19 protein-coding genes and 1 tRNA gene are annotated in these 25,391 nt (G+C 71.2%); 10 read left to right on the forward strand and 10 right to left on the reverse strand.

What is annotated here, in order from left to right; genetic code table 11:
- Positions 1–72: 72 nt before the first annotated feature.
- The 3 genes from FrCorBMG51_RS02225 to hrpA all read right to left on the reverse strand — a co-directional run bounded on the left by FrCorBMG51_RS02225 (position 73) and on the right by hrpA (position 5,998).
- The gene (locus FrCorBMG51_RS02225) at positions 73–588 is read right to left on the reverse strand and encodes a Uma2 family endonuclease (RefSeq protein ID WP_076842845.1); all 516 of its coding nucleotides are present in this window, start codon (positions 586–588) and stop codon (positions 73–75) included.
- Between the two features lie 196 nt (positions 589–784).
- Positions 785–1,831, reverse strand: coding sequence for an aldo/keto reductase (locus FrCorBMG51_RS02230; protein WP_047221434.1), 1,047 nt, complete (start codon positions 1,829–1,831; stop codon positions 785–787).
- Positions 1,832–1,924: 93 nt separating this feature from the next.
- Positions 1,925–5,998 (reverse strand): ATP-dependent RNA helicase HrpA, encoded by a 4,074-nt coding sequence (hrpA, locus tag FrCorBMG51_RS02235; protein WP_047221435.1) that lies wholly within the window; start codon positions 5,996–5,998, stop codon positions 1,925–1,927.
- Between the two features lie 162 nt (positions 5,999–6,160).
- On the opposite strand from hrpA, the gene FrCorBMG51_RS02240 reads away from it, so the two are divergent.
- A complete protein-coding gene (locus FrCorBMG51_RS02240) occupies positions 6,161–8,647 on the forward strand; it encodes a SpoIIE family protein phosphatase (RefSeq protein WP_047221436.1) in 2,487 nt (828 codons plus the stop codon).
- Between the two features lie 143 nt (positions 8,648–8,790).
- Here the strand turns inward: FrCorBMG51_RS02240 and FrCorBMG51_RS33420 are convergent, their stop codons facing one another.
- Together FrCorBMG51_RS33420 and FrCorBMG51_RS02245 are read right to left on the reverse strand one after the other, a co-directional pair.
- Positions 8,791–9,402: a type 2 periplasmic-binding domain-containing protein gene (locus tag FrCorBMG51_RS33420; RefSeq protein WP_162233157.1), complete on the reverse strand. Its 612-nt coding sequence runs from the start codon at positions 9,400–9,402 to the stop codon at positions 8,791–8,793.
- The gene (locus FrCorBMG51_RS02245; RefSeq protein ID WP_086055202.1) at positions 9,338–10,279 is read right to left on the reverse strand and encodes a phosphate ABC transporter substrate-binding protein PstS; all 942 of its coding nucleotides are present in this window, start codon (positions 10,277–10,279) and stop codon (positions 9,338–9,340) included. The genes FrCorBMG51_RS33420 and FrCorBMG51_RS02245 overlap by 65 nt, the downstream gene beginning before the upstream one ends.
- Positions 10,280–10,438: 159 nt before the next feature.
- Here FrCorBMG51_RS02245 and FrCorBMG51_RS02250 point away from each other — a divergent pair, with 159 nt between their 5' ends.
- From FrCorBMG51_RS02250 to FrCorBMG51_RS02260, 3 genes are all read left to right on the forward strand, one after another.
- Complete coding sequence (locus FrCorBMG51_RS02250) at positions 10,439–11,614, forward strand: substrate-binding domain-containing protein (protein WP_047221437.1); 1,176 nt, start codon at positions 10,439–10,441, stop codon at positions 11,612–11,614.
- A 64-nt stretch (positions 11,615–11,678) separates the two neighbouring features.
- Positions 11,679–12,167, forward strand: coding sequence for a MarR family winged helix-turn-helix transcriptional regulator (locus FrCorBMG51_RS02255; protein ID WP_047221438.1), 489 nt, complete (start codon positions 11,679–11,681; stop codon positions 12,165–12,167).
- A gap of 160 nt (positions 12,168–12,327) precedes the next feature.
- Positions 12,328–13,830 (forward strand): MFS transporter, encoded by a 1,503-nt coding sequence (locus FrCorBMG51_RS02260; RefSeq protein WP_047221439.1) that lies wholly within the window; start codon positions 12,328–12,330, stop codon positions 13,828–13,830.
- 19 nt (positions 13,831–13,849) lie between these two features.
- Here the strand turns inward: FrCorBMG51_RS02260 and FrCorBMG51_RS02265 are convergent, their stop codons facing one another.
- The 3 genes from FrCorBMG51_RS02265 to FrCorBMG51_RS02275 form a co-directional block, all read right to left on the reverse strand.
- Entirely contained in the window at positions 13,850–15,073 is a 1,224-nt protein-coding gene (locus tag FrCorBMG51_RS02265) for a hypothetical protein (protein ID WP_047221440.1), read from the reverse strand.
- A 7-nt stretch (positions 15,074–15,080) separates the two neighbouring features.
- Positions 15,081–15,389, reverse strand: coding sequence for an ArsR/SmtB family transcription factor (locus FrCorBMG51_RS02270; protein ID WP_047221498.1), 309 nt, complete (start codon positions 15,387–15,389; stop codon positions 15,081–15,083).
- 160 nt (positions 15,390–15,549) lie between these two features.
- Complete coding sequence (locus FrCorBMG51_RS02275) at positions 15,550–16,152, reverse strand: PaaI family thioesterase (protein WP_052914227.1); 603 nt, start codon at positions 16,150–16,152, stop codon at positions 15,550–15,552.
- A 661-nt stretch (positions 16,153–16,813) separates the two neighbouring features.
- Between FrCorBMG51_RS02275 and FrCorBMG51_RS02280 the strand changes: the two genes are divergently transcribed.
- The 4 genes from FrCorBMG51_RS02280 (at position 16,814) to FrCorBMG51_RS02300 (ending at position 22,818) form a co-directional block, all read left to right on the forward strand.
- Positions 16,814–17,740 carry an oxidoreductase gene (locus FrCorBMG51_RS02280; protein WP_047221441.1) on the forward strand — a complete coding sequence of 309 codons (927 nt, stop codon included), beginning with the start codon at positions 16,814–16,816 and terminating at the stop codon, positions 17,738–17,740.
- A 426-nt stretch (positions 17,741–18,166) separates the two neighbouring features.
- Entirely contained in the window at positions 18,167–19,081 is a 915-nt protein-coding gene (locus tag FrCorBMG51_RS02285; protein ID WP_047221500.1) for an NUDIX hydrolase, read from the forward strand.
- A gap of 1,254 nt (positions 19,082–20,335) precedes the next feature.
- Complete coding sequence (locus tag FrCorBMG51_RS02295; protein WP_047221442.1) at positions 20,336–21,328, forward strand: hypothetical protein; 993 nt, start codon at positions 20,336–20,338, stop codon at positions 21,326–21,328.
- A 35-nt stretch (positions 21,329–21,363) separates the two neighbouring features.
- Positions 21,364–22,818 carry an adenylosuccinate synthetase gene (locus FrCorBMG51_RS02300; RefSeq protein WP_047221443.1) on the forward strand — a complete coding sequence of 485 codons (1,455 nt, stop codon included), beginning with the start codon at positions 21,364–21,366 and terminating at the stop codon, positions 22,816–22,818.
- On the opposite strand, the gene FrCorBMG51_RS02305 is transcribed toward FrCorBMG51_RS02300, so the two are convergent.
- A complete protein-coding gene (locus FrCorBMG51_RS02305; protein WP_047221444.1) occupies positions 22,766–23,239 on the reverse strand; it encodes a VOC family protein in 474 nt (157 codons plus the stop codon). The two genes, FrCorBMG51_RS02300 and FrCorBMG51_RS02305, sit on opposite strands and share 53 nt — an antisense overlap.
- Before the next feature lie 10 nt (positions 23,240–23,249).
- Entirely contained in the window at positions 23,250–23,705 is a 456-nt protein-coding gene (locus tag FrCorBMG51_RS02310; protein WP_175648316.1) for a helix-turn-helix domain-containing protein, read from the reverse strand.
- Between the two features lie 164 nt (positions 23,706–23,869).
- Between FrCorBMG51_RS02310 and FrCorBMG51_RS02315 the strand changes: the two genes are divergently transcribed.
- Positions 23,870–25,000, forward strand: a complete 1,131-nt coding sequence (locus tag FrCorBMG51_RS02315) for an ADP-ribosylglycohydrolase family protein (RefSeq protein WP_047221446.1) — start codon at positions 23,870–23,872, stop codon at positions 24,998–25,000.
- Positions 25,001–25,254: 254 nt separating this feature from the next.
- A tRNA-Ile gene (locus FrCorBMG51_RS02320) sits at positions 25,255–25,328 on the forward strand.
- The last annotated feature ends 63 nt before the right edge of the window (positions 25,329–25,391 follow it).

Here is a 25,391-nt window from a genome sequence, read left to right on the forward strand (position 1 = left end):
CTTTTTGACGGAGAGATGACCGCAAGAGGGCTGAACGAAGAACAGCGAGAGGTGGGGGAGGGTGGCGCCGGCTCAGGGCCAGTCGATGCCGTCGATGAGCTCCGCGGCGCTGACCTGGAGCAGGTCGCTCTGCCCGGTCTCGTCGTACTTGCCGTCGACGAGCTGCCAGATCCGCACGGTCCGGTGCAGGGGGTCGGCGACGATCAGCTCGTCCACCCTGTGCGCGGCATAAAAATCGATCTTCGCGTAGGTCTCGTCGTCCGGAGAGACGACCTCGACGGCCACGGCGGCGGTGGGCAGAAACGCCCCGCTGGGCCGCCCGCGGTGCAGACCACCGTCGGGGACCCGGTAGTTGTCGTGGCGGCCAAGATTGAACGGGCCCGTGCCCACCAGCCCGGCTGCGCGCGCGCGAGGGAGCAGCAGAGCGTTCAGCTCGTAGTCGACGCGGCCGTGTTCCGCGGATGGTCCCGGTGCCACGTGATATTCCCCGTCCCACACTTCGTCGAAGGTGTCCTGCCCGAGTGCCTGGCGTCGGGCGATGAACTCGTCGAGAACATGCGGGCGTTCGCCGAGGATCACAGTGCGCACGTCGAAATCATCTCCCAGGTCGGGCTGTCCCAGCTCGGGTTGTTTCCCTGCGACCTTGTGTTCCTGATCAATGATAGATCGACGCCATACCGCGATCCATCAGGGTCTTCCGGGGCGCCGCATGTGCTACGACATATGCCAACATGCCAGCGCATGTGGCGCCCCGGAGAGGTACGGGGTGGATTCCAGTGGTCGGTCAGTGGGCCGCGTTGCCGTTGCCGCGGCGGCGTGCGGCGGGGTTGGTCAGGGACGGCGGCTGGTAGCCGGCGTCCTCGGGGTTGATCGTCGTACCCGGCGGGACGATCTCGTCGATACGGTCCAGCACGTCCGGCGTGAGCGTCACCTTGGCGGCGTCGAGCTGGGACTCGAGCTGTTCGAGGGTCCGCGGGCCGATGATCGCCGAGGTGACGGCGGGATGCTCCAGGACGAAGGCGAGGGCCAGGTGGATCAGGGACAGCCCGGCCTCCTGGGCCAGCAGGGTCAGCTGCTCGACCGCCTCGAGCTTGGCGACGTTCGCCGGCCGGCTCAGGTCGAACCGGCCCGGGACGCGGGTGCTGCGGTGCGACACCGGAGTTTCGGCGCCCTTGCGGTAGCGGCCGGACAGCCACCCGCCGGCCAGCGGGCTCCACGGGATCACCGCCAGGCCGTAGCGTTGCGCTACCGGCAGGACCTCCCGCTCGATGCCCCGGGCCAGGATCGAGTAGGGCGGCTGCTCGGACACGACGCGCTCACGCCCGCGGCGCTCGGCGATCCACTGCCCCTCGACGATGCCCGACGGCTCGAAGGTCGACGTCCCGATGTAGCGGATCTTGCCCTGGTGGACGAGGTCGCTGAGAGCGCCGAGGGTCTCGTCGAAGTCGGTGCCCGGCTCGGGGCGGTGGACCTGGTAGAGGTCGATCCAGTCGGTCCGCAGCCGGCGCAGGCTGTTCTCGACCTCGAGGGCGATCCACCGCCGGGAGTTGCCGCGGTGGTTGGGCCGGTCGCTCATCACCCCGTGGAACTTCGTCGCGAGGACCACCTCGTCCCGCCGGCCACCGGCGAGGGCCCTGCCGACGATCTCCTCGGACTCGCCCTGCGAGTAGACGTCCGCGGTGTCGATGACGTTGATGCCCGAGTCGAGCGCGCGGTGAATGATCGCGATGCTCTCGTCATGGTCGGGATTGCCCCAGGCGCCGAACATCATGGCCCCGAGTGTCAGCGGACTGACCTGGACTCCGGTGCGTCCGAAAGGGCGAAGCGACACGTGCCCCACTCTCCTCGTGAGATCGACTCTCCGTTGCGACACAGCCCCCACCGCATCTGCACCCAACCGATCGGAAGGGACGGTAATTCCTGCTCAGAGGGGTAGCTGGTCCAGGGCGCGGAAGATGCGTTCGGCTGATATCGGGTAGGCGGTGCGCAGGGTCTGGGCGAACAGGCCGACGCGCAGTTCCTCGATCATCCAGCGGATCCGCTGGAGTTCCTCGCCGTGCGGGCCGTCCGGCGGTGTCCGGTCGAGCAGCCGCTGGTGCTCCAGCGTCACCTGCTCGACCTGCAGCATGCGCTGCCGGTCGCGGTCCGGGTCGGACGGGAGTTTCTCCAGCCGCCGTTCGATCGCGGCCAGGTAGCGGGCGATGTCGGGCAGCCGCTGCCAGCCGGTGGCGCTGACGAAACCCGGATAGACCAGCCCCGAGAGCTGGGAGCGGATGTCGTCCAGCGCCGGTGCCAGCGCGGCGAGGCCGGCGCTCGCCCCCGCCCGCCGGGCGGGCTCCCGCGACCGTCCCGGCGGCGGCTGTGGTTGCACGCGTGCCTGCCAGTCGGCCAGCTGCCCGGAGACGGTGTGCGCCGTGGCGAGGATGCGCTCCACCTTCGTCACCACGTCGAACGCGGTCTCGTCCAGGTCGGTCTGGACGATGCCCCGCAGTTTGGCGAACCCGTCGGCGTCCCACCCGGGCCCGCCGCCGGCCGCGATCAGCTTGTCGGCGGCGCAGGCGACGCAGTCGTCGAGCAGCTCGACGACGCCGCGGTACGGATGATGGCTCAGCGTCAGCTTGGCGGTGTTGCTCAGCCGCGCGTTGATCTGTTTGATCGGGGACGGCATGTTCAGCAGCAGCAGGCGCCGCGTGCCCAGCCACATGGCCTGGCGTGCCTCGGCCTCGGTGGCGAACACGCGGATCGCCACGCTGCGCCCCTGGTCCAGCAGCGCGGGGTATGCCCGCGCCGGCCGGCCGGGGCCGGGATGCTGCCGTTCCACGAGCTGCGGGAGCGCGTCGAAGTCCCAGGTCCGCAGGCCGTCGCGCTCGACGCCGTCGGCCACGGCGCAGACCGCCGCGCGCATCGTCGGCGCCAGCTGGTCGACGAGCGCGGCCAGGTCCCTGCCTTCGGCGAGGGTGCGCTGCTCCTCGTCCACCACCCGGAATGTGATCTTGAGATGGTCGGGTACCCGGTCGAGCTGCCAGGACTCCCGCGGCACCGCCACACCGGTGAGACGGTCGAGTTCGCGTTCCAGCACGGCGAGCAGCGGCCCGTCCGCCGGGGTCACCGCCGCCAGCACCCGCGCGGCGTAGTCCGGCGCCGGCACGAAGCTGCGCCGGATCTGCTTGGGCAGCGAGCGGATCAGCGCGGTCACCAGCTCCGCCCGCAGGCCCGGCACCTGCCAGTCGAAACCGTCGGCGCTCACCTGGTTGAGCAGCGGCAGCGGGATGTGCACGGTCACCCCGTCGGCGTCCGTGCCGGGTGCGAACTGGTAGGACAGCGCCAGCGTGAGCTCCCCGTGCCGCCAGGCGTCGGGGTAGTCGCGTTCGTCGACGCCGTCCGCGCCGGCCCTGACGAGCATGGACGCGGAGAACGCCAGCAGGTCCGGCTGGGAGCGGCGGGTTTTCTTCCACCAGCTGTCGAAATGGCGGCCGGAGACGACGTCGGCGGGGATCCGCTGGTCGTAGAAGTCGAACAGGGTGTCGTCGTCGACGACGATGTCGCGCCGGCGCGCCCGGTGCTCAAGCTCCTCGACGTCGTCGAGCAGCCTGCGGTTGTCGTGGAAGAACGCGTGGTGCGTCTGCCAGTCGCCCTCCACCAGGGCGTGACGGATGAACAGGTCCCGGCACAGGGCGGGATCGACCGCGGAATAGTTCACCCGGCGGGAGGTCACCAGCGGCAGCCCGTACAGGGTCACCTTCTCGAAGGCGACCACGGCGGCCTGTTTCTTCTCCCAGTGCGGTTCGCTGTAGGTGCGTTTCACCAGGTGCGGCGCGAGTGCCTCGGCCCATTCCGGTTCGATGCGCGCGACGGTCCGCGCCCACAGCCGGGACGTCTCGACGAGCTCGGCGGCCACCAGCCAGCGCGGCGGCTTCCGGAACAGCGCCGATCCCGGGAAGACCGCGAACCGGGAGCCCCGCGCCCCCTGGTACTCCTGCTTGTCGGCGTCCCTGACACCGATGTGGGACAGCAGGCCGGCGAGCAGCGCCAGGTGGATGTTCCGCGGGTCGGCCGGGGTGCTGCCGACGGGTATTCCGAGGCTTTTCACGATCTGGCGCAGCTGGCTGTGGACGTCCTGCCACTCCCGTACCCGCAGGTAGTTCAGGAAGTCGGCCCGGCACAGCCTGCGGAACTGGTTTCCCGACAGCTGCTCCTGCTGTTCCCGCAGGTACTCCCACATGTTGAGGTAGGCGAGGAAGTCGGACTGCTGGTCGGTGAAGCGGCCGTGTTTCTCCGCGGCGGCCTGCTGCGCGTCGACGGGACGCTCCCGCGGATCCTGGATGGACAGCGCGGACGCGATGACCATGACCTCGCGGACGCACCCGTTGTCGCCGGCCGCCAGCACCATGCGGGCCAGCCGGGGGTCGAGGGGAATCTGCGCCAGTTTGCGCCCCAGCGGGGTCAGCCGCATCCGCGCACCGGCCCGGCCCGGCGCCGCCGGCTTTCCCGATTGTTCCGGTGCGCTCGCCGTCTCGACGGCGCCGAGCTCCCGTAGCAGGAGCACACCGTCGGAGATGCTGCGCGAGTCGGGCGGGTCGATGAAGGGAAAGTCCGCCATGTCGCCCAGCCCCAGCGCGGTCATCTGCAGGATGACCGAGGCGAGGTTGGTACGCAGGATCTCCGGGTCGGTGAACCGCGGGCGCGCGTCGAAGTCGTCATCGGAGTACAGCCGGATGCAGATCCCGTCGGCGACCCGCCCGCACCGCCCCTTGCGCTGGTTCGCGGACGCCTGCGAGATCGCCTCGATCGGCAGCCGCTGCACCTTCGTCCGGTTGCTGTAGCGGGAGACACGGGCCAGGCCCGGGTCGACGACGTACCTGATGCCCGGGACGGTCAGCGACGTCTCCGCGACGTTGGTGGCGAGCACGATCCGGCGTCCGGTGTGGGGCTGGAACACCCGGTGCTGTTCGGCGGCTGACAGCCGCGCGTACAACGGCACGATCTCGGTGTTCGGCAGCTGCCTCTTCGCCAGGACGTCGGCGGTGTCCCGGATCTCCCGCTCGCCGCTGAGGAAGAGCAGGATGTCGCCGGGCCCGGCCGCGCACAGCTCGTCCACGGCGGAGGTGATCGCTTCCGGCAGATCGCGTTCGATCATCGCACCCGGGCCGTCGCCGCTCCCGTTGTCGGTCCCGCCACCGGCGTCGGCGTCAGTGGCGGCGCCGGCCGGCACGACCAGCGGCCGGTAGCGGACCTCCACCGGGAAGGTGCGGCCGGTGACCTCGATCACCGGCGCGTCCCCGAAGTGGCGGGCGAAACGCTGCGGGTCGATCGTCGCCGAGGTGATGACGACCTTCAGGTCGGGCCGGCGCGGCAGGAGCTGCCGCAGGTAGCCCAGGATGAAGTCGATGTTGAGGCTGCGCTCGTGGGCCTCGTCGATGATCAGCGTGTCGTACTGGCACAGCAGCGGGTCGGTCTGGATCTCGGCCAGCAGGATGCCGTCCGTCATCAGTTTGATCAGGCTGTTGTCGCCGACCTCGTCGGTGAACCGCACCTTGTAGCCGACGGTTGCGCCCGGCCGGGCGTCCGGGCCGTCGAGCTCCTCGGCGACGCGTTCGGCGACCGCGCGGGCGGCCAGGCGCCGTGGCTGGGTGTGACCGATCAGCCCGCGTACTCCCCGGCCGAGTTCCAGGCAGATCTTCGGCAGCTGCGTCGTCTTGCCGGAACCGGTCTCACCGGCGAGGATCACCACCTGGTGGTCGCGGATCGCGGCGCGGATGTCGTCCCTGCGCTGGCTGACCGGCAGGTCCGGAGGATAGGTGATCGGCGGCACGGCCGCCAGCCGCCGTTGCACGCGAAGTGTGGCCACCTCGACGTCGGCGGCGATCTCGGCGGTCACCGCCGCGCGGGCCTGGGGGTTGCGTATCCTGCGCGCGCCGTCGACGCGGCGTTGCAGGCGGCGCTGGTCACGAACCATCAGATCGGGCAGGCGTTCGACCAGCTCAGCGAGCGGAGGCATCAGAAGGCAGCGTCCAACAGAGTACGGAGAGTGGGCAAGGGGGCGCGAGCATCGGCCGGAAGGCCGGCCGTCCGCCGCCCCCCGGCATTCCCGGTGTCATGACCTACTATCCCGCACAGCGGGAGCAGATAAGGCGGGGCGGCCTGGGTAGGACGTCCGGCGATGGACGTATCCGAGACACCCGGGGCGACGGATGTCACTGTCCGCGGCGATCCGTTCGGGCCGCTGCCGGTGGCCAGCGTGGTCCTCGACCGGCTGGGCACGGTGGTCCGGTGGAGCCGGGCCGCCGAGCGGATGGTCGGCCGTGCCGCCGCGGACGTGCTCGGCCGTCCGGCCACCGCGCTGTTGCACCGGTCGGTGGACGGCACGGCGGTACGTGCCGAGGCCGAGCGGTGCCGGGCCGACGGCGGCTGGGGCGGGCGGCTGCCCACCGTGCACGCGGACGGTCACCGCATGAACCTCTACGCGCGGGTCTGTCCGATGCTCGGCCCGGACGACGGCGCGAGCTGGCTCGTGCTCGCCTCCGACGACGCGCAGATGCCCTGGTGGATGGTGGACCAGCTGATGCTGGGCGGCATGCTCGCCCAGTCGCCGATCGGCATGGCCCTGCTGGACGAGGAGCTGCGGTACAGGTGGCTGAACGACGCGCTGGCGCGTTCCGGCGGCGTGTCGCGCAATGCCCGCCTCGGCCGGCGACTGAGTGAGCTGATGCCGGGCCTGCCCGCCGAGCAGATCGAGGAACGGATGCGCGAGGTGCTCCGGACCGGAGTGCCGATCATGAATTTCGAGTACCGCGGCCGGACGGTCGCCGACCCCCACCGGGAGCACGCCTACTCCACCTCCTTCTTCCGGCTGGACGACTCGGCCGGGCGGGTCCTGGGGGTGTGCTACATCGTCGTCGACGTCACCGACCGCTGGCGGGCGCAGCAGCGGCTGGCTCTGCTCAACGACGCCAGCGCGCGTATCGGCAGCAGCCTCGACGTCATGCGTATCACCCAGGACCTGGCGGACGTGGCGGTGCCGCGGCTGGCCGACTTCGTCGTCGTCGACCTGCTGGAGTCGGTCCTGCGGGGTGAGGAACCGGCGCAGCCCGTCACCGGCACGTCCCGGATCCGGCGGGCGGGGCAGCGCTCGGTGCTCCCCGGGTGCCCGGAGTCGGTCGCGCGGACCGGGGACGTCGTCCAGCCGTCGTTTCCCGCCGCCCGCTGCCTGACCGACGGCCGGCCCGTGCTGGAACCGGTGCTGGACGTCGCGACGAATCCGTGGATCGCGCGGGACCGGCCCCGGTGGGCGAAGATCCGCCGGTTCGGCCTCCGGTCGCTGATAGTGGTTCCGATCCGGACCCGTGGCGTCATCATGGGGGTGGCCACGTTCGTCCGGCGGGTGCGCCCGGATCCGTTCGACGAGGACGACCTGCTGATCGCGCAGGAGTTCGCCTCCCGGGCCGCGGTGTGGGTCGACAACGCCCGCCGGTACACCCGGGAGCACGCCGCGGCCCTGACCCTGCAGCGCAGCCTGCTGCCGCACAGCCTGCCCGGGCAGACCGCCGTGGAGGTGGCGTCGCACTACCGGCCCGCGGACGAGAGCGCGGGCGTGGGCGGGGACTGGTTCGACGTGATCCCGTTGTCGAGTGCCCGGGTGGGCCTGGTCGTCGGGGACGTCGTGGGCCACGGGCTGCACGCGGCGGCGACCATGGGACGGCTGCGCACCGCCGTGCACACCCTGGCCGGCCTCGATCTCCCGCCCGACGAGCTGCTGGCGCACCTGGACGACCTGGTCATCCGGCTCGCCGACGAGGAGGAGAACGCCGCGGGCAGCGCCAGCACCGCGGTGCTGGGGGCCACCTGCATCTTCGCGGTGTACGACCCGGTCAGCCGGCGCTGCACGCTGGCGCGGGCCGGCCACCCCCCGCCCGCGCTCGTCAGTCCCGGCGGGACGGTGGACTTCCTCGACCTGCCGGTGGGCCCGCCGCTGGGCCTTGGCGGTCTGCCGTTCGAGTCCACCGAACTGGAGCTGGTCGAGGGCAGCCTGCTGGCCCTGTACACCGACGGGCTGGTCGAGGACCGGGACAACGACGTCGACGCCGGGCTCGGGCAGCTGCGTGCGGCGCTGAACCGGGCGGACCGCCCGTTGGAGGAGATCCGGGACAGGGTGATCAAGGAGCTGCTGCCCGACCGCCCCGAGGACGACGTCGCCTTCCTGCTCGCGCGTACCCACGCCCTGCGGGCGGAACGGGTCGCCTCCTGGGATCTGCCCCTGGATCCGGCCGTGGTGGCGCTCGCCCGCGCCCACGCGGCCCGGCAGCTGGTCGCGTGGGGGTGCGGCGAGGAGGTGCTCACCACCGAGCTCGTCGTCAGCGAGCTGGTCACTAACGCGATCCGGTATGCCACCGAACCGATCCGGCTGCGCCTCATCCGTGACCGCACGCTGATCTGTGAGGTGTCCGACGGCAGCAGCACCTCGCCGCGCCTGCGGCACTCCCGCACCACCGACGAGGGCGGTCGGGGGCTGTTCCTGGTGGCGCAGTTTACCCAGCGGTGGGGTGCCAGGTACACGCCCAGGGGCAAGACCATCTGGGCCGAGCAGCCGCTGCGCTCGTTCGACACGGCTCTGCCGAGCTGGGGCGGCTTCTGGGACGCCCCGGTTTGACACTCCGTAGGCCGGCCGTGGTCCTGGCTTCCCCTCCCGGGCTCTGTCGCACGGGCCGTCCGGCGGTTATCGTCCGTTTCCGTGTGCGATTCACCGCAGCTCGTGGGTTCGTCCGACATCGCTGCCGCGCTGGGCGTGACCCGTCAGGCCGTCGACCATCGGCTTCGGACCGATCCGCGCGCGCCCGCCCCGGCCGCGGTGGTGAACCGTACCGCGACCTGGGGTGGTACCCGGGTCTGGTGGCGCTCCGACATCGACCGCTGGCTCGGCGGCGCCGACCCCGACCGGTGGGCGCGGCGCCCCGGGCGGAGGTGACTTGTTGGATCATGATCAGCCGAGGCTCGCCACGAGCCGGCGGGCCACNGGGCCACGGAGACGGCCGGGTCGGGCAGGGGAGCGTAGCCGATCGTCCGGGTGCTCAGCTGCCCCTGGGCGAGGGTGTAGGCGAGGTAGCTGCGCAGGAGCTCGGCGTTGCCGTTCCCCCGCGCGCAGACGATCGTGTACGTGACCGCGGATGCCGGGTAGGCGAGCGGGTCGTCCGGTGTGTAGTCGATCGGGAGCCGCAGGTCTCCGCGGTCGGACTGTCCCGCTGCCGCGCCGGCCGCGCTCAGCGCCGCGGCGACGCTGGTGCCGTTGGCCGTGACATATGTGCCGGACGTGGTCCGCAGCGCCGCCGTCGGCAGCCCCTGCTCAGCGGCGAAGGACAGTTCCACGTAGGTGATACTGCCCGGGTTGTGTATGACGCTGGCCGTCACCGCGGCCGAGCCTGTGGCGGCNNGAGCCTGTGGCGGCAGCGGAACCGCCCGGCCAGGGCAGCTCCTTGCCGATCCCAAGGCGCCAGGACGCTCCCGCCGCCGCGCTGAGGTACCGGGAGAAGACATCGGTCGATCCGGAGGAGTCCTCGCGGTGCACGGGACGCACCGGTAGGGCGGGCAGGGCGCCGCCAGGGTTGTCCGCCGCTATCCGCGGGTCGTTCCAGGTGGTTATCCCGCCCTGGAAGATTCCCGCGGCCGTCGCCGGCGACAGCCGCAGGGAGTACACACCCGGCAGGTTGTAGATGAACACGAGGGCGCCGCCGACGGCGGGAATGTGTAAAGCCTGCCCGGTCGGGGCCGATCCGGCTCCGTCCGGTGGGGTACAGCGTTTGTTGGCGGCCTGTTGTTCCTGTCCTGTCAGAATGGCGTCGGAACCGGCGAAGTCCACGCTGCCGTCGATGAAGCGTTGAATACCCGCGCCCGATCCGATGGACTCGTACGTCACATGGGCGTCATGGCAGCGGATGGTGAAGTCACTGATCCACCGGGCCTGCAGGTTCTGCTGGAAGGTGGCGCCCGCGCCGGTCAGCTTACCTGCGGCACACTGCGGATCCGGGCTTGTCCCGGCGGCACGGTCCGGTCTCTGCGCCGTACAGGCCGCCAGAGCCAGGCAGAACACGGTGACGAGCAGCCGGACGGCTACCACCCGTGGCACCAGCCGCCCGGGTGTCAGCCGCGGCCCGGGTGAGGACCGGCCGTGCGCCACCCGTCGTGGCCGCGTGCACCGCATTGTGAACACGTCCGCCCCCCGACCTGCATTCTCGTGTATCTGGAATACGCGAATGCGGATGGTCGCAGTGGCCCGGAAACGTGACATCGTGCTCCGTGTGGACGGCCGGCGAATTGGAAGTGAACGCGGACGAAGGGTGGTGGGACACAGGCGGCCGGCGCGGGGCCGGTCGGCGATGTCGTTATTGTTCGCGGCATGCGGCGCACATCATCCCACCGCGTCCGATCCGTTCACCGTACTCACGGGATGCATCCCGACCGGGCCCGCCACGCTCGTCAGCACGCCCATCAGTGGGCTGGTCGGCTTTCGTATCGGATACTGGCCGTCCCGCTGCTCACCGCGCTGGCGGCTCTGGGCGCTCTGCTGGTGGGCAACCTGCGACAGACACCGGTCGGCGCGACGTGCCCGGCGGATCAGCTGCTCGTGGTCGCGGCCACCGACATCGCCGACGCCGTCTCCACCCTGGCCGCCCGCTACACAGACGGCCCGGGCCGGGAGTGCACGGCCATCCGGGTCCAGGCACAGGAGCCCGCGGCCGTGGTCGAGGCCCTGGCCGGTGGGTGGGACACCGCACGGTACGGGGACCGTCCGGACGTGTGGATTCCCGACAGTTCGCTGTGGTCACGCCTGCTCGGCAGCAGCGGGTCGGCGACCGTTCGGCCGGACGGCGAAGCCGGTGGTAGCGCCGCGCCTACCGGGCCGCCGCTGGCCTATTCGCCGCTGGTCCTCGCGCTGCCTGCCCCCATGGTCGACGCCCTGCACTGGGCGGAGCACCCACCCACCTGGGCCGACGTGCTGCGCGTGCTGAGCGCGGACCAGGGCTGGGCCGCCCTCGGGCAGCCGGGGTGGGGCCCGGTGCGCGTGGAGATGCCCGATCCGGCCCGGTCCGCCTCCGCGCTCCAGGCGCTTGTCGCCTGGACGGGCGCCGCCCGCGGCCTCGGCCAGGAGGACTATCTGCCCGCCGTCGCGGTGGACCAGCCATCGGTGGTGAGCGTCCTGCGGAAGCTGCGCTCACGGGTCGGCGGGGCGGCGCGGGCGGGCGCCGGGCCGATGTTCGTCATGAGCGAGCAGGAGGTCTGGCGGCACAACCAGGGCGGGCCGGCCGTCCCGCTGACCGCCGTCTACCCCGCGGACGGAACACCCGTGTCCGACTATCCGTACCTGCCGCTGTATCCGGCGGGTACGGCGGCGGGGTGGCGTGCGGCCGCCGCGGGTTTCCTGCGTTTCCTGCGTGAGCCGGACTCGCAGACGTGGCTGGTCAGTCAGGCGTTCCGCTCGGGCCTGGGAGCCGAGGGCGCCCCGTTCGTCCCCGCCAACGGGCTGCGGGCGGACGGCGTCAGCGACCTCCTGCCGGCAACGGGCGCCGCCACCCTCAGCCGGCTCACCCAGGTCTGGAACTCCCTGCCGGCACCCGTTCGGTGAGACCGGAGGCGGCCGTACCGATAAGAAAGATCTTGTTCTGGATGTATATTGCTACGCTTGTTCCATGGCCACCAGCGCGCGGGCAGCGTCTGTCGCGGACCTCGCCTTCCTCCTGTCGCAGGCAAGCCACGCGCTGACCACGGAGCTGACGGCCGGCCTCACCGAGCTCGGCATCTCACCGCGCGGTCACTGCGTCCTGTCCAGCGCGATGTCGTGCGACCTGACCCAGGGCCAGGTTGCCGAGCTGTGCGCCCTCGACAAGACCACGATGGTGGTGACGATCGACGAGCTCGAGAAGGCGGGGCTCGTGCAGCGACGGCCGTCGAGCACGGACCGGCGGGCCCGGATCGTCTGGGTCACCGAGGAGGGCAAGCGAACGGCCGCCCAGGCCCACGAGATCGTGACGCGCATCTGCGGCGACGTGCTCGCGGCACTCCCGGCCCGTGAGCGCGACGCCTTTGTCGACGGGCTGGTGCGGCTCGTCCAGGGCCGGCTGTCCACGCCGGTGCAGTGCGAGCGGCCGGTACGGCGGCGCGCGCCCCGGCTCCATTAGTTCCGGAAGAAATCTTCCCGAACAAAACTATCTGATACGGTCGCATCTGGTGCTCGCGAGCCCAGCCGGCCTCCGGCGGCGCGATCATGCTTCTTCCGCGCCGCCTCTGGTTCTGCTTCCCGAGCCATCCCGAACCCCCGAGCCGCCAGGAGGCGACCATATGACCGAGCCTGTCGCATCGGCCACCCGGGCCGGCGACTCCCGCTGGCCGGCGCTCGTCGTCCTCTGCGTCGGGATGCTGATGATCATTTTGGATGGGACGATCGTGAACGTGGCGTTGCCCGCCATCCAGAACGACCTCGATTTCTCCCAGTCAGGCCTGGCCTGGGTGGTCAACGCTTATTTGATCGCCTTCGCCGGCCTGTTGCTCCTCGCCGGCCGACTCGGCGACCTGATCGGCCGCAAGCGCGTCTTCATGACCGGCCTGGGCGTGTTCACCGCGGCGTCCCTGCTGTGCGGCATGTCCGGCAGCCAGGAGATGCTGATCCTCGCACGGTTCGTCCAGGGCGTCGGCGGGGCCATGGCCTCCGCCGTGATCCTGGGCATGATCGTTACGATGTTCCCGCAGCCACGGGAGCAGGCCAGGGCAATCGGCGTCTACAGCTTCGTCGCATCCGCCGGCGCCTCGATCGGCCTGCTCGCCGGCGGTGTCCTCACCCAGGCCATCAGCTGGCACTGGATCTTCTTCGTCAACGTCCCCCTCGGGATCGTGACCGCCGTGCTGGCCGCGCGCCTGCTCAAGGCCGAGCGCGGGATCGGGCTGCGCGCGGGAGCCGACATCGCGGGCGCGTTTCTCGTCACCTCGGCGCTGATGCTCGGTGTGTACACGATTGTCGCGGCGGCCGATCATGGCTGGGCCTCCACGCACACGCTCGGTTTCGGCGCCGTCGCGGCTGCCCTGCTCGCCGGGTTCGTCGTGCGCCAGGCGAACGCGCGCAACCCGCTCCTGCCGTTGCGTGTCTTCCGGTCGCGCAACGTCGTCGGGGCCAACCTCATCCAGATCCTGATGGTGGCCGGCATGTTCGGGATGTTCTTTCTCGGCGCGCTGTACCTGCAGCGGGTGCTCGGCTACGACGCGGTACGGACGGGTCTGGCGTTCCTGCCGGTCTCGTTGGGAATCGGGCTGCTCTCCCTCGGTTTCTCCACGCAGCTGAACGCCCGTTTCGGCGAGCGTGCCGTGCTGGTGCCGGGCCTGGTTCTCAGCGCGGCCGGGCTCGCCCTGGTAACCCGCGCACCTGTGGACGGCAGCTATGTCACGGACGTCCTGCCGGCGATGCTGCTGCTCGGTGTCGGCGCGGGACTGTCCTTCCCGGCGCTGACGACACTGGCCATGTCCGCCGCCACGCCCGCCGACTCCGGGCTCGTCTCCGGCCTGGTCAACACGACACTGCAGGCTGGCGGTGCGCTCGGCCTGGCGATCCTGGCCACGCTGTCGGCGTCGCGCACCGACCATCTGACCGGGGCCGGGGAGAGCACCGCCGCGGCGCTGACCGGCGGCTACCACCTCGCGTTCGGCGTCGGTGCCATTTTCGTGGCCGTCGCCGTCCTCATCGCGGCCAGCGTCCTGCGCCCAGAGGCCGGGGCAACATACGAACCCGCGCCCGCCGATGAGCCCCTGGCCACGGACATCACCTACTTCGAGGGCGCGACCGCCGCCGAGTAGTCGCATACCGCTCGGGCACTCATGCAGCCCCGGTCAGGGCGCGGGCGGCGGCGGCGGCCACGGCCGAGGTGAGGCCTGGATGGTCCAGCGGCGGCAGCAGTTCCCCGGCCCGGGCGTGCGCGGCCAGCGCCTCCACCGCGGCCAGGCGGGCCGCCGGGGTGATCCGGCGCTGGGTGGTGATCGCCGCGGTGAGCAGGCCGGGAAGGGCGTGCAGCGGGCGGGGAGCGGTCGTGGCGGCGGCGAGCGGCGGCGGGGTCTCGGGGCGGGTCCGCAGCAGCGGGACGCCCGGCGGCGGGGCCATCAGCCCGATCAGGTCGATGATCAGGTCGATGCCGTCGGCGAGCTGGTGCAGCGGGGCGGTGCCGTAGGGCACCGGGTCGTAGAAGGTGAGGTCACCGATACCGGCGGCGATCAGCAGGCCGGACAGATCCCCGCCGCGGCCCGGATCCACCAGGACGACCCGGGCCCGGCGCGGGTCGATGGAACGCAGCCGCAGCGCGTTGACGGCCGCGGCGGTGGCGGCGACGGCGAGGCCGTCGTTGACGCTGTCCAACAACAGATGGGGGACGGTGTCGAGCGCGGCGCGGGCGGCGTGCACATGCTGGATGTGGGTGTGGACCAGGATGGTGGCGGCGAAGCCGGGGGCGAGCATGCGCACGGCCGCGGCGAGGTCGTCCGGGCCGTGGGCGGCGATGGGCAGCGGGAAGATGTCGAGACCGGTGGCCCGGTGCAGGTGGACCGCCTGGGACTCCACCGCGGGCAGGGCGGTCTCGGCCCGTAGCGGCTCGAAGTCGAGCACGGCGCTGGCGTCGGTCACCAGGGCGACCCGGCGCGACCGTCCGGTGTAGCGGTCGGTGTGCAGGGGGTGTGCGGCCAGGTGGGTGATCACGCGGCGGTCCGCGTCGGCGTCCAGCAGCGCGACGTCGTGGCCGGTGGCGGTGACCGCGCAGACCCGCTGGGCGAGCTTGCCGGTGGACGCGGCGAGGAAGACGAGGTCCTCGCTGTGTAGCAGGTCGGTGCCCAGGCGGTGCCGCAGGACGCTGCCCAGCCAGGTCAGGGTGGCCGTGCTGTCGGCGTCCAGGGTGATGTGGTGTATCTCGCCGCTGCCCGCTTCGTCCGCCTGGCAGGTGACGGCCCCCGGCGCGTCGGCGATGATCCCCTGGACCAGGGTCAGCGCCCGGGCGGGCACACGGATCTGGATGCTGTACGCCGGATTGGCCCCGGGCAGGCTGGGGGTCAGCATGTTGTGATCATTGTGGTAGGGCGGAGCTCGCCTCGGCCTCGCGTAGCTCTGCCAGCAGTTCCTCACGCCCGGTCAGCATCTCGGTGAGGATCCGCCGCGCGGCCCGCATCAGCTCGGCCACGTCACCGCCGGCCAGCGCGTACACCACCGTCGAGCCGTCCCGGGTCGCGGTCACGATCCCGGATCTGCGCAGCACCGCCAGTTGCTGGGAGAGGTTCGACGGCTCCACCTCGATGGCCGCCAGCAGTTGACGCACCGGAGTCGGCCCGTCCGCCAGCAGCTCGAGCACCCGGATCCGTACCGGATGCCCCAGCATGCGAAAGAACTCTGCTTTCGCCTGGTAGAGCGGAACCTGTACCCCCACCGGACTCCCTTCAAGCCCGTCCACCGCGCCAGCATCCGTTGCTGAAATTGAAGAACTTTGCAAGTGTACTGCCGGACGCCTTCACCCGCGCCGGATTCACCGGCCGTGGTGACTACCCGTTCTGGTGCTCGGACATGACGGCGCGCAGCCGCTCGGTGTCGGCGTCGTCGAGGGCGAGGTGCCGGCGCGCCGCCTGGATGCTGACCAGTTGGTAGCTGGCCGTGGCCGTGGCCATCGCGTCGCCGTTCAGGCTGAGGACTTCGGCGCTGGCGTGGACGAGCCGGCGAGCGGGCCTGCCCTCGTCCTCGGTGCGGATCCGGGCCACGCAGTCATAGGTCGTCCCGACGAGCAACGGCAGGATGTAGCGCACCTTCATGGTGGTGGTGAACGCCGTCAGGCCGGTCCGCAGCACGATCAGGTTGCCCATGACCTCGTCGCACACCACCCCGGTCAGGCCGCCGTGCACGACCCCCGGGTACGACTCGTGGGCCCGCCCGAAACGGAAGCGGGCCTGTATCCCCTCCGGATGGGTCCGCAGCCGTAGCTGCAGGCCCCGCTCGTTGTGTGGCGAGCAGCCGAAACAGCGGTAGTCCGCCACCGCCGACCAGGGGACCTCGACCGCCTCACCGGGATGCTCGTCGGCCGGAAACTCCCCCGGCGGGCGGGGGATATCGATATCGACGGGTACGTCACCGGCGGTGTCGGCGGTTGGCATCCTGAAATCTCCCCGTTCCCGTCGCCCTGGTCGCCTTTTCTGGTTGACGCCGGTGAGCAGGTTACCAGGAATCGCGCGGCACTATCGGCCGAAGGCGGGCCCGGATGGGCGGTGGGGCGGGCACCGGTGGCGGCCGGCCACGGTTCGCCGGGTTCTTTCACGGAATTGACGGGGAATTCACCCCCGCGTCGTCCGGAAGAGACCGGAGGAGAGCCGCCTGCCGGCACGTCACTGCCCGTGCTCGAAGACGCGAGCATCCTCGTCCGCGAGCCGCGGGGGCGGAGCCGCCCCGCGCAGGCCGTATGGGATGGCTGGTGCCGGATTGTTGTCCGGGTGGCGTCTCGCGGCCGCCGCCCGATCACCAGGAGTAGTCTCTACGCGTTCTTGATCCCGTACCTGCTCCCGTCGGACGCGCCGAATTTTCGATCTTCATCAGCGCCTCCACGGTCGGCCGCGACGGGTCGGCTTCCGCCGCCGGCGAACCCGCTTCTTCGTCGATTGTCGGGTCCTGAATGTGGGCCGCAATACAACATCGATTTCCCTGGTGCGTTTGGTTGCCGCTGGGAGCGAACTGTTGTTGGGTTGGCAGTGCCCGGCTTCTCGGCAGCCGGTACAAGTACAGATAGATCATTAAACGAGAACACCGGAGCGTGGAATAGTCATGGACCGTTGGACCGCCGACGACATTCCCGACCAGAGCGGCCGGACCTTCATCGTGACCGGAGCCAACAGCGGGCTCGGTTACGTGACCACCCGTGAGCTGGCCCGCCGCGGCGCACATGTCATCCTGGCCGTGCGCGACGAGGCCAGGGGCGCCCAGGCGGTGGAGAAACTGCGCGCGGAGCAGCCGGAGGCGCGTCTGGAGGTACGCCGTCTCGACCTTTCGGACCTGGATTCGGTCAGCGCCTTTGCCAAGGGCGTCATCGCGGACGGGACGCGCGTCGACGTACTGGTCAACAACGCGGGGATCATGATGCCGCCGCGGTCACTCACCGCGCAGGGCTTCGAGCTGCAGTTCGGTGTCAACCACCTCGGGCACTTCGCGCTCACCGGGCTGCTCCTGGACACCCTGACGGCCAGCGGGGACGGGCGTGTCGTGACAGTCAGTTCCGCCCTGCACCGACACGGCTCCATCCACTGGGACAACCTCGACGGCGGGCGCCGGTACATACCGTTCAAGTTCTATGCCCAGTCGAAATTCGCCAACATTCTCTTCGGCCTGGAACTGGACCGCCGGCTGCGGGTGGGCAGGGCGTCGGTACGAAGCCTCCTGTCCCACCCGGGCTATGCGGCCACGAACCTGCAGTCCACCGGGCCGACCGGCCTGCTCAATCGGATACTGAAACTCACCAACAGATTCCTCGCCACGGACGCCGAGACCGGAGCGTTGAGCCAGTTGTACGCGGCCACCCATCCGGACGCCAAAAGCGGTCGGTTCATCGGCCCCGCGGTACGTGGCGCGGCCAAGGGCTCTCCCACGGTCGTCCAGCCCGTCAAAGGCGCCCTGGACCATGCCACCGCGGAACGCCTCTGGAGTCTCTCCGAAGAACTCACCGGAGTCCGTTTCCAGCTCGCTTCCGCCACCTGATCTCCAAACGGGACATCGTTAACACCGTTTCCGCACAGAACAGCTTCGCCGGTCGGCCGGAGGCAGCGCGGCAGTAATTTCTCGCGCTGCCTCCGGTCTGGCTTTCCCGGTTCTCGCCGGCCCTGACGGGGATGCCGCGGATCAGAGCCGACGCCGTGGCCTGGCCCGGGACGCTGCCGCCCGGCCCGCCCGGCCTCCCCGGCCCGGCAGGTACCCGCCCGTGGACGACCAGCCGCTCGTCTCCGGCCTGCTCGCCGGTACCGCTCGTCCGCGGATGATCGGCGGCCCGCGTCCCGGATGCTCACCCTTCCCTGGTTTGCCCTCTTGCGCCCCGTGCCGGCGTCCAGTACGTTCTCCTCGAACCGAGAAATTCTCTAGATGAGAAAAACTTGTGTCGGGATGCCGGCGTCCGGAGAGGAGCGGTCGATGGGGGTGGTGGAGTCCACGGGCCCGTCGGTGCGGGCGGAGCGGGAGGTCCCGGCGGCGGAGCGGAGCCAGCTTGCCTCGTACGATCCGCGGGCCTACGACCCGATCGCGGTCACCGTCGACGTGGTCGCTTTCACGATTCGTGACAGGTCGGGTGTGCTGGGAGCCGATGGGCCGCTGGGCCGGCACGCTCTGCACGTCCTGCTGGTGCGTCGCGGGGAGATGCCGTACGCGGGCCGTTGGTCCCTGCCCGGCGGTTTCGTCCGTGCCCACACCGCCGCGGACGGCACCCGGCACGAGGAGGACCTGCCGCAGGCCGCCGTCCGCGAACTGGCGGAGGAGACCGGGCTCGCCGCGTCGGATGCCACCGCCACCGCCACCGTCCCCGTCTCGCATGACCTGGGACGGGTTCACCTCGAGCAGCTCGGCACCTACGGCACGCCCGGGCGTGACCCGCGCATGCGCGTCGTCTCCGTCGCCTACCTGGCCTTCGCGCCGGACCTGCCCGATCCCACCGCGGGTGGGGACGCCCGCGCGGCCGCCTGGGTCCCGGTCGACGCGGTCGCCGTGATCGACCCGCCCGGACTGGCGTTCGACCACACCCGCATCCTCGCCGACGGCCTTGAGCGGGCCCGCGCCAAACTCGAGTACACGCCGTTGGCGACCGCGTTCGCCGGTGAGCGGTTCACCATCACCGAACTGCGAGAGGTCTACGAGGCCGTGTGGGGGCAGCCCCTGCATCCCGGGAACTTCCACCGGAAGGTGCTGTCCGTGCCCGGTCTCGTCGAGGACACCGGTGACACCACCGCCCGTGGTGGTGCCCGGGGTGGACGCCGCGCCCGGCTCTACCGCGCCGGCACCGCCGGCCTGCTGCACCCCGCGCTGCTGCGCCCCACCCGGGAGCGGGACGCATGACAGCGGACTTCACGGGTTCGTCCCGGCCGTCGGGCGCGCCAGACTCGCTGCCGCCGCCCATCCCGACCACGATCGACGAAGCCGTGCGGCTCATCCTGCGTGCCAGCGGCCCGTCAGCGCTGTTCGGGCGGGGCGGGGACGCCTCGGGGGCGGACTTACGCGCCGCCCGCCGCGCCTACCGGCGGCTGGNGCGGTCCCGGCCGACCGGCGGCTGGACGCCCAGGCCGCCTTCACCCGTCTGGGCCGCCTGTGGGAGCGGTACCAGCGGGAGATCGCCGGCGGGGCGGCGAGCGGCCAGGCTGTCGTCATCACCAGCAAGTACGTCTACACGGTCGGTGGGGTGTATACCCGCGGTGACATCGCCACCCTGAGCGAGGTCACGTACACGGCTGGCGGTGTTGGCGGTACCGGGGGCGGCGATGGCGCGGTGGCCGGCGCGCTGTTGAAGATCCCGCGGTCGGCCACCGACAACGACCTGATGGAACGCGAGGCCGCGGCGCTGCGACAGCTGGCCGGCAGGGGGGAGAAGCGGTTCGCCGCCTACGTCCCCCGTCTCGTCGAGACCTTCCGACACCGCGACAGCGTCGGCGGCGAGTTACGCCGGGTGAACGTCATCGAGCGCGCCCACGGCTTCCGCTCGCTGGCCGAACTGCGTGCCGTGTGTCCGGACGGGCTCGACGCCTGCGACGTCGCGTGGATGTGGCGGCGGCTGCTCGTCGCTCTCGGGTACGCCCACCAGGCCGGGGTCGTACACGGCGCCGTCGTGCCCGACCACGTGCTCATCCACCCCGACGACCACGGCCTGGTCCTCGTCGACTGGTGCTACTCGGTCATCACCGCCCCGGACGGCCCGGGTGGTGCCGGTGGCGCGGGTGGGCATGTGCCGGCGATGGTGGACCGCTTCGCCGACATGTACCCGCCGGAGGTCGCGGCCCGGCAGCCACCGAGCGCGGCCACCGACATCCACCTGGCGACGAAGTGCATGACGTACCTGCTGCGTGACGACGTCCCCCGCCCGATCCTGCGGTTCGCCCGCGGGTGCACCCTGCCCGCCATGTCCCGCCGGCCGCGCGACGCCTGGCGTCTGCTCGGCGAGTTCGACGAACTGCTGGAACGGCTCTACGGCCCGCGCCGCTTCCGGCCGCTGCATGTCCCGGCCGCACCCCACGACACCGACGGGCCTCCCTGAAATCGCCGGTCACAGGCCCAGCAACAGTCTCGAATCCGCACTCGAACACGAACCGGAGGAATCCCATGGGCAGCGGAGCCTGGTCCACCGACGTCTACGCCGCGGCCGCGAGCTACCGGAAGAGCAGTGGCCGCAGCGCTTTCCACTACAGCGACAGCGTCCGTCACAGCAGCCCACGCGACAGCTGGAAAGCCCACCCCGGCCTCGACCCGCACGGCGTCGGGACGCGCGAGAGCCGCGACAGCGACGAGCACCCGACCTCGCTGGCCATCGGCGTCCTGTTCGACGTGACCGGCTCGATGGGGAAGGTGCCGCGCACCCTGCAGAGCAAGCTGCCCGACCTGCTCGGCCTGCTCATCCGCAAGGGATACGTCGACGACCCGCAGATCCTCTTCGGCGCGGTCGGCGACGCCACCTGCGACCGGGTGCCCCTGCAGATCGGCCAGTTCGAGTCCGACAACCGGATGGACGACCATCTCGGCAACATCTTCATCGAAAGCGGTGGCGGCGGGCAGAAAACCGAATCCTACGAACTGGCCCTGTACTTCATGGCCCGCCACACCTCGATCGACTGCTACGACAGGCGTGGCAAGCGCGGCTATCTCTTCCTCATCGGTGACGAGATGCCCTACCGGCGGGTCAAGCGCCGGGAGGTCGCCGCGGTCATCGGCGACAAACTGGCCGAGGACATTCCGGTCGAGCACATCGTCGCCGAGGCGCAGCGCAGTTACGAGGTGTACTACATCCTCCCGCAGGGAGCCTCGCACGCCGGGGACACCGAGGTGCTCACCGCCTGGCGCGCCCTGCTGGGGCAGAACGTCATCGAACTGGACGACCTTGACGCCGTGTGCGAGACGATCGCGCTCACCATCGGCCTGGCCGAGGACGCCATCGACCTGGACGAGGGCCTGGGGCACCTGCGCGAGACCGGCGGCGACGCACCTGTCGACGCTGTCGGCAAGGCGCTCACCGCATACGCGCGGGACCGCGGGGCGGTGGTCGTCTCCGACGGCCTGCCAGGCCTCGACGACGGCCCGAAGGGGATCACCCGGCTGTAGGGCGCCCACCGCGAGCTGGAGGGAGAAACGTCGCCGTGCCGCACCGTCACGCCCCACAGCGCCATGTCATCGTCGTCGATCTCGGGTTCGGTGACGCGGGCAAGGGAACAGTCGTCGACCATCTGTGCGCGCGGGCGGCCGCGCGGGGCCGGCCGGTACACGCGGTGATCCGTTTCAACGGCGGCGCCCAGGCAGCCCACAACGTGGTCACCGACGACGGCCGGCACCACACCTTCGCGCAGATCGGCTCGGGGGCGTTCACCGCGGGCACCGCCACCCACCTGTCCCGCCACATGCTCGTCGACCCACTCGCGCTGGCCGCCGAGGCCGATCATCTCGAGGCGGTCGGGGTGCCCGGCCCGCTCGCCCGGCTGACCGTCCACCGGGACGCCCTGCTCACCACCCCGTACCACGTGGCGGCGAACCGGGCCCGCGAGCGGGCGCGGGTGCCGGCCCGGCACGGCTCGTGCGGCATGGGCATAGGCGAGACCGCCGCCTACGCCCTGGCCCATCCCGAGGACAGCCCCCGGGCCGGGGACTGCCTCGCCCCCGCCCGGCTACGCCGCGTCCTGACGACGTTGCGTGACCGGCTGGCCGACGAGCTGGGCCTCCCGGCCGTGGCCGCGCCCGCGGTCGACGACTGCGTGGCGGCCTTCCGCGCCTTCGCCGACGCCGTCGAGCTCGTGGACGACGGGTACGTCGGCCGGCTGCTGCGCGGCGGGCCGGTGGTGTTCGAGGGTGCCCAGGGTGTGCTCCTCGACGAGTGGCACGGTTTTCATCCCTACACCACCTGGTCGACGACCACCCCCGCGAACGCCGACAAGCTGCTCGCGGACGCGGGGATGGCGGGGGAGGCGTTGCGGCTGGGGGTGGTGCGCGCCTACACCACCCGGCACGGCGCCGGCCCCCTGGTCACCGAGGACGCGGAGCTGACCGCCGCGCAGCCCGACGTCCACAACGGCACCGGCCCCTGGCAGGGCGCCTTCCGGGTGGGCCACTTCGACGCGGTGGCGCACCGGTACGCCGTCGACGTCGCCGGCGGGGTGGACGCGGTCGCGCTGACCCACCTCGACGTGGCCGCCCGGCTCGACCGGGCCGCCCGTCTTGACATGGCAGCCCGGCGGCGTCCCGCTATCTGCCGCGCCTACGAGATCGACGGTGTGCCGGTCACCCGGCTGGCACCGCGGCCGCCCGGCGACCTGGTGGGCCAGGCGCGGCTGACCAGCCGGCTGGCGCGGGCGCGGCCCGTCCTCGAACCCGTCCCGGGCGCCGCCACCTGGCCCGGGCTGGTAGGGGAGGCGCTCGGCGCCCCGGTGACCCTGCTCTCCTACGGGCCGCGCAGCCGCGACAAGATCTCCTACGGGCCGCGTAACCGCGGCGAGATCTCTCATGGGCCGCGTAACCGCGGCAAGATCTCCCTTGGCGTCACATCCGGTGTCAGCGGTCCGCCGGCGTCTCCGCCAGCCAGCGCTCGCGTACCTCGTCGGTGATCTCGCTGGGTTGGGCGGCCGGCTGCCCGATGCGGATGTGGTTGCCGAAGGGGTCGCGCAGCCCGCAGTCGATGCCGTAGGGCTGCTCGGTCGGCTCCTGGGTGAACTCGACGCCGCGGGCCCTGAGCTCCTCGTAGGTCCTGCGGCAGTCGTCGGTGCGCAGGATGAAGCCGAGGCCCATCGCGCCCTTGGTCACCAGGTCGCGCACCTGGGCGGCGGTCTGCTCGCTCATGGCCGGCGGGCCGGGCTTCTCCAGCAGGATCTCGCGCTCGGGGTGGCCGGGGACGCTGACCGTCAGCCAGCGCATGAAACCGAGATCCACATCGGCGGTGATCTCCAGCCCGAGCTTGCCGACGTAGAAGTCCACCGCTTGGTCCTGGTCGAGGACGTAGACGGACGAGTGTGTGATGGCGTTGAACATGCCGGCAACGCTACGGAGGTCCGCCCCGGTCCGCTTCTCCGAAACTGCTCGGTCGTTCTCCGAGGCTGCTCGGTCGCAGCCACGCCATCCCGAAGCAGGTCGGTACCGGTGGTGGGGCCGGCGCCGTCCTCGTCCGCCGCCGGTACGAGGACGGTGACTCGCCGACGACGGTGTGGAACGTCCGGCTGAAGGTGCCGAGGCTGGTGAAGCCGACGTCGAAGCAGATGTCGGTCACGCTGCGGTCGGTCTCCCGCAGCAGCGCCATCGCCCGCTCGACCCGACGCCGCTGCAGGTAGCGGTGCGGTGTCTCGCCGAAGGTGCCGCGGAAAGCCCGGATGAAATGCGCCGGTGAGACGAACGCGATCCGCGCCAGCGTGGGGATGTCGAGCGGTTTCGCGTAGTCGCGGTCCATGGCGTCACGGGCCCGCAGCAGCCGACGGTTGTTCTCCTCGACCGCCCGGTTCACCGGCCGCCGCCGTTCACCGGCTTCCACCATTCACAGGCCGCCGCACGCCAGCACTCTACCGCCGTCCGCCCGCTGTCTGCCCGCCGGCCACCCGCGGTGATTCATGCGTCACGGACAAATATTGCGGAAAAACCATGTCGACGAATACGAGGAGCATGTCAGAAATGAGCGACCGAGCGAAGGAGCGCACAGTGGCCCTGGGGCAGAATTCCGGGATTTCCTGTCGGGACCGGGTACGTGGCTGCCTGCTCGGCGGGGCGCTGGGGGACGCCCTCGGAGCCGGTGTCGAGTTCCTGTCGTTGGACGAGATCCGGCGCGTCCACGGGCCGGCCGGGGTGCGCGGCCTGACGGCGGCCTACGGCGTAGACGCGCCGATCACCGACGACACGCAGATGACGCTGTTCACCGCCGAAGGGCTCATCCGGGCGTCGGTCCGCGGCCGGTCCAAGGGGATCTGCCATCGCCCGACGGTGCTGTGGCGGGCATACCAGCGTTGGCTGGCGACCCAGGAGCACCCCGGGCCGCCATCCGATACGGACAGTGACGGCTGGCTGGCCGGTCAGCCGCTGCTGTACGCGCGGCGCGCCCCCGGCAACGCGTGCCTGTCCGGGCTGCGGATGCCGCGGATGGGGACACCCGCGCGTCCCGCGAACCCGACCAGCAAAGGGTGCGGCGCGGTCATGCGTTCGGCGCCGTTCGGGCTGCTGCCGACGAGCCCGGAAGCCGCGTGGACGCTCGCCGCCGAATGCGCCGTACTCACCCACGGCCATCCCTCCGGCTATCTCGCGGCGGCGGCGTTCGCCTGGATCATCAATGTGGTGGCCGATGGCCACACCCTTGTCGCGGCGGTGGAGTCGGCTCTCGGCCGGCTCGCGTCCGAACGGGACGGCGGTGAGGTCGCCGCCGCTCTGCGCACCGCGCTGGCAGTGGCAGCCGACGGCGCGCCGACCCCGGAGCGAGTGGAGTTCCTCGGCGCCGGCTGGGTGGCAGAAGAAGCGCTGGCCATCGCCGTCCACTGCGCCGCGGCGGCGCCGGCGGATCCGTGGGCGGCGCTGCTCGCCGCGGTGAACCACTCCGGGGACAGCGACTCCACCGGCGCGATCTGCGGGAACATCGTCGGCACCATGCTCGGCGAGGGCGCCCTGCCCACGGACCGGCTCGCCGAACTCGAAGGCCACACCCTCGTCCGCCAGATCGCCGACGATTTCGTCCTGGAGATGTCCGGCGCCCCCGAGATCTCCGACAGCTGGGGAGAGGCGACCCCGGCCTGGTTCGACCGCTACCCGGGCACCTGACCAGACCCGTCCGGTGACCTCGATACGGCATCGACCGGCCCGCTCCGGCCTACGCTGCCTGTCTCTTCCGTAGTCGTCGGACTCCTCCGAGCTACTACCAGAGACCGACGGCCTCGTCCGGACGCGACGATCTCCTCTGGTTGCACGGCGGCGATATGCTCGGCCGGTCAGCACGTCCCACCACCCAGGGCAAGCGTGTTCCACTAGATGGGACAGTAGACGGGACAGCTTGGCCCGGAAGGTGGGACGATCAGGGGGCGGTAGCTCAGTCGGTCAGAGCAGCGGACTCATAATCCGTCGGTCGTGGGTTCGAGTCCCACCCGCCCCACGCGCTCCCTTCGGCTGCTCGCTGATCTGCGATCAGCTTCGCCACCAGCCGTTATGTCTGCCC

The organism is Protofrankia coriariae (assembly GCF_001017755.1).
GTDB classification, from domain to species: domain Bacteria; phylum Actinomycetota; class Actinomycetes; order Frankiales; family Frankiaceae; genus Protofrankia; species Protofrankia coriariae.